A 5,111-nucleotide genomic window follows, 5' to 3' on the forward strand; every position below is an offset into this window, starting at 1 on the left:
ATTGGACCCCGCATGTCAAACCTCCCCCGAAAAACCCTGCGCCCCGCCCGCGCTCATTTGAACAGCGGGCCCAGTTCAACCTTCACCCCGGCGTAATAATAGCGGCCCATCGCCGAAACGGGGTAGCTGCTATATCCGAACGCCGGCTTCTCATCGAACAGGTTGTTCACCCCCGCATAGAAATTGAAGCGGTCGCCGACGTCGACCCCGACCTGCAGGTCATGCTCCCACTTTTCCTTCACCTTGAAATAGCGCGGGTCGCTGTAATCGGGGTCGCCGGCCAGATCCTCGGACGTGAAGCGGTCAGTCTTCGCGAACCAGGTGATGCCATAAGCGACGGTCACCGGCCCCTTCTGCCAGTTGAGGTCGAAGCTCGCGCTATATTTGGGAATATATTGCTCGCCGCGATCCGAATCGAGCGTCGCGCCCGGGCTCGCGATGAACTCGAGCCGGTCGAGATAATTGCCGACCAGCGAGACGTTGAACGTGCCGAGATGATCGGTGCGCAGACGATAGGCGAGCGACACGTCGAGCCCCGCGGTGCGGAACCCCGCGACATTGTCGGGCTTGACGTTGAAACCGATGATATAGCCCGTATCGGGATCGCGCGTGATGCCGGGGCAGAACTGGTTGTCGATCGTCGGCTGGTCGACGCACAGCTCGGCCAGTTCCTCGGCCTCGGGGGTGTTGATCGCATCCTTGATCTTGATGTCGTACCAGTCGGCCGACAGGCTGAAGCCCGGCAGGAAGCTCGGGCGCAGCACCACACCCGCGGTCCAGGTCTTCGCGGTTTCCTCGCTAAGGTTCGGGTTGCCGCCGGCCAGACCCTCGGTGAACACGCTCGCCTGCGGCGTGCTCGACGGGCTGAAGGTGGTCGGATCGACCCCGAGCGACGTCAGCAGCGCCGCGCAATTCGCCTCGCGGTTCGCGGTGCCGTTGTTCGTTTCCGCCGTGTCGCACGGATCGACGATGAAGTTGTAGGAGGAGCTGGCGGGCGCGAACAGCTCGGCGATATTCGGCGCGCGCACCGCCTGCGAATAGGTCGCGCGGAACGAGATATCGCGCACCGGCGCATAGACGCCGTCGACCTTCCACGTCGTCGTGTTGCCGATCGTGCTGTAATCCGAAAAGCGGATCGCCGCGCCGAACGACAGCAAATGTGCGAACGGCAGGTCCTTGAGCAGCGGGACGTTGAGTTCGGCGAAGGCTTCCTTGACGCTGAAGCCGCCCGACGCGGGCTGGACCGCGCCCGCCCAGGTCAGCCCTTCCGAAATCTGCGGATCGGGATCGAAGCGGCTGCGCTCGCGGCGATATTCGGCGCCGATCGCGAAACCGACGGGGCCGCCGGGAAGTTCGAAGAAGGCGCCGAAATCGCCCGAGATCGAACCCGAGACGACCTGCTGCGTGACCTTCGAGAAGCTGAGGCTGTCGGTCGTCACGAAATCGATCGCCGCCGGATCGCGCACCCCGTCGCCATAGATATTATAGGGGATGCAGCCCGCGAGTTCGGGTGGCGCATCGGGATCGAGGCTCGACCGGCACACGGGCAGCCCGGTGTCGGGGTCGGTCACCACGTCGATTGCCGCCTGCCACTGCGCCTCCAGCCGGTTGCCGCGCGTCAGTACGCGCGTCCTGGTCTGGCCATAGACATAGGACAGCTCATATTTCGCATGGTCCGAAATCTTGCCGTTCGCCCCGATCACCGCGCGCAGTGTCTTGCGCGTCACATCCTCGGTGTTGATCCCCATGTCGAAATTGTCGCGGGTGATCAGCACGCCGTCCGGCGAGTCGGGATCCTCGAAATATTCGGCCGCGGCGCCGGGGATGATCGCGTCGCGGATCGACTGCGGCATGAACGGGTTTTCGGCGGTCTGGAACAGATAGAAATCATAATTGGGCTGCGCGAGGTTGGTCGTCCGCGTGCGGACATATTTACCCTCGGCAAAGACGTTGAACGCCTCGCTGAATTCATAATGGCCGAGCGCGTTGACCAGATGGCGCTCGATCCCGGGGAACAGGTCGCCCTGATAACCGTCGACCGGCGTGCTCGATCCGCCCTGCGTATAACCGCCCGATTCCTCGAGCACGAGCCCGCGGTCATAGACGCGGCCATTGCCCTCGAAATCGCCGGCCAGGTCGAAATCGACGTCGACCGCGCCGAAACGCGAACTGTCGGCATAGCGGACATTGTTATAGGGAATATAGTCGGGGATATCGGGATCGTCGGGAATGTCGCCCTGGTTGCGATAGAGCGCGCCCGACACCGGGTTGCGCAGATAGGGCCGGTCCTGGTCCGACACGCGGGCATCGCGATTATATTCATAGGCGATGGCGATATTGCCGCGCCCTTCGGCAAAATTCTGGCCCCAGGTGACCGCGCCGAACTGGTTGCCGCCGTCGCCATAATCCGAAATGCCGATCTGACCCCGCGCGGTCAGCCCCTCGAAATCATGCTTCAACCGGAAGTTGACCACCCCCGACACGCCGTCGGCGCCATAGATGGCCGAGGCGCCGCCCGTCAGCACGTCGACCGTCTCGACCAGGTCGGTCGGGATCGCGTTGATGTCGACCGCGGCCGACCCCGCGAGCCCCGACACATGGCGCCGTCCGTCGACAAGCACCAGCGTGCGATCGGTGCCGAGATTGCGCAGGTTGAGCAGGTCGAGCCCCGCTTCACCGAAATCGGGGTTCGACCCGCCGGTCAGGTCGCCGGTGCGCGAGCCGACCAGTGCCGGGCTCTGGACGAGGAAATCGGCGAGGCTGGTCTGCCCCGACTGTTCGATCGTCGCCGCCGAATAGGATGTGACCGGATTGGGGAAATCGAGTTCGGGCCGGGCGATACGTGTCCCGGTGACGACGATGTCGTCGCGCGGATTGGCGGCGACCTCGTCCCCGGTTTGACCGGTATCGGGCGGGTTTTGCTGCTGCGCGGCCGCGGGGATGGTCCAGCTGGTACTGGCCAGAAGGGCGGAAATGAAAAGCAAAGGCCTCATGCTGCAACCCCCTTGTCGCGTCGTTCGACTCTCGATCCTCGTTTCAATCCGGAATGAGGGGGCAGGATGTGGAAGCGTTACTTGTTAGTCAACTGTCTAATTGCTCCTTCGGGCCGCGAGTGTGCGCGGCCAACGGCGGGCACTCGCGCGCTCCTTCCTGTTCGAGACTCGCCCCGGCCCTTCGGCTGGGGGCAGGCGCCGGCAATGGTTCGGCCACAGGGATCTCGACGGCGTGCGTTTCCCGAACGCCGTCACGATCCCGGCCCATCCGCTCAGGGCTGCTCGCCCGGGAACAGCAGCAACCAGTCGGCCTCAGCCTGGATGCGCGCAAAGAATCCCCAGCTGTCGACGTTGATCGAGCGTTGCAGCCACGGCTTCGCTTTCTCGGGCTCGCCGCGCAGGATATAGTAATTGGCAAGGCTGTAGGCGGTCGACGCCGCAACCCCGTCAGCGGTCGCGAACGCACGGCCGCTGTCCTTGTCGCTGAAGAAGCTGTCGGCGGCGCGGTGGCCCTTGAACAGCTGCAGCCCGTCGAAATAGGTGTCCGACCCGCCCTTCGGATGGACCTCGAACAGGGTCAGGTCATAATCGTCGAGCAGCGCCTGTGCCTCGCGCAGCTTCCCGGCGCGCGCGAGCGACAGATATTCCCAATAGCCGTTCGCGGTGCGCGCCTCGACATCGTGGGTAAAGGCCGCCGACTCCGCCGATTTGGCAAACCATTTCGCGGCATTGTCGAAATCATGCTTGGCGAAATAGGCCTGGCCGAGGTGATAATAGAGATAATATTGCACGACATCGGGGTCGCCCGGGAAATAGTCGGGACCCGGCTTTTCGCGTTCGAGCGGCTGGTTCTCGTACAGCTTCGCCGCCTTCAGCCCCAGTTCGATCGACTTGTCGAATTCGCGCAGCGAGAAAGCGCGGTGCGCGCGGTGGCGCAGCAGCTTGCCCGAATTGGGGAAACGCTTCAGCGCCTGATCATAGACCGCCGCCGATTCCTTCGAATAGCCCTGATAGAAGAGGATGCGCCCGTACCAGGTCGCGCTGTCGACCGTCATATTGGCCTCATAGGCCGCCCTGGCATCGCGCGCGGCGCGGTCGAGCGTCTCGGTCGCGGCGACATTGGCGTTGCGCGTCTGCGTCGTGACCATCGGCTTGCCGAGCAGCGAGGTGCCCTGAACGCTTTCCTGCGCCGCCGCGGCCAGCGGCATCGCCAGCATCAGCAAGCCAGCCGAAGCCAGCCATTTCAGTTTCCCGGGGACCATTTTAAACCTCCTCCAACAAATATGTCTCAGTCGATGTCGAGATCGAATTTCACGCCCTGCGCCAGCGGGAGCGACGTCGAATAATTCACCGTCGCGGTCACGCGGCGCATATAGTTTTTCCAGCTGTCCGATCCCGACACGCGCCCGCCCCCCGTCACCTTCTCGCCGCCGAACGCGCCGCCGATCTCGGCGCCGCTCGTCCCGATGTTGACGTTGACGATGCCGCAATCGCTGCCCTCGGCCGACTGGAAAAATTCCGCCTCGCGCACGTCGCTGGTGAAGATGCACGACGACAGCCCCTGCGGCACGCTATTTTGCAGCGCGATCGCCTCGTCGATCGTCGAATAGGACAGGACATACAGGATCGGTGCGAATGTTTCTTCGCGGACGATAGCGCTCTGCGCGGGCATTTCGACGATCGCGGGGCGGACGTAATACGCGTCCGGCGAACCCGCGATCTCGATCCGTTCGCCGCCATGGACGGTTCCGCCCTCGACACGCGCCTGCTCGAGCGCGCGCTGCATCGCGTCGAACGCCGCCTTGTCGATCAGCGGACCGACGTGCGTCGCGTCGGCCAGCGGGCTGCCGATGTTGAGGCTGTCCGCCGTCGCGATCAGCCGCTTCACGAAATCGGCGCGGATGCTCTCATGGACGATCAGGCGGCGGAGCGAGGTGCAGCGCTGGCCGCAGGTGCCCGTCGCGGCGAAGATCGTGCCGCGCAGCGCGAGCCCGATGTCGGCGCTCGGCGCGACGATCGCGGCATTGTTGCCGCCAAGTTCGAGCACCGCACGCCCGAAGCGCCGCTGGACGCGCGCGCCGACATCCTGCCCCATGCGCACGCTGCCCGTCGCGCTGA

The 5,111-nt window shown here is 64.3% G+C and carries 3 protein-coding genes; all 3 read right to left on the reverse strand.

Annotated elements, in window-relative coordinates; genetic code table 11:
- Nucleotides 1-53: 53 nt before the first annotated feature.
- Nucleotides 54-2,993, reverse strand: a complete 2,940-nt coding sequence (locus VGD20_RS06155) for a TonB-dependent receptor domain-containing protein (RefSeq protein ID WP_331133610.1) — start codon at nt 2,991-2,993, stop codon at nt 54-56.
- A 272-nt stretch (nt 2,994-3,265) separates the two neighbouring features.
- The gene (locus VGD20_RS06160) at nt 3,266-4,255 is read right to left on the reverse strand and encodes a hypothetical protein (protein ID WP_331133611.1); all 990 of its coding nucleotides are present in this window, start codon (nt 4,253-4,255) and stop codon (nt 3,266-3,268) included.
- 26 nt (nt 4,256-4,281) lie between these two features.
- Nucleotides 4,282-5,111: aldehyde dehydrogenase family protein (locus VGD20_RS06165; protein ID WP_331133612.1), on the reverse strand; the 830-nt coding region annotated here is incomplete at its 5' end.

Source organism: Sphingopyxis sp., from assembly GCF_036402335.1.
Taxonomy (GTDB): domain Bacteria; phylum Pseudomonadota; class Alphaproteobacteria; order Sphingomonadales; family Sphingomonadaceae; genus Sphingopyxis.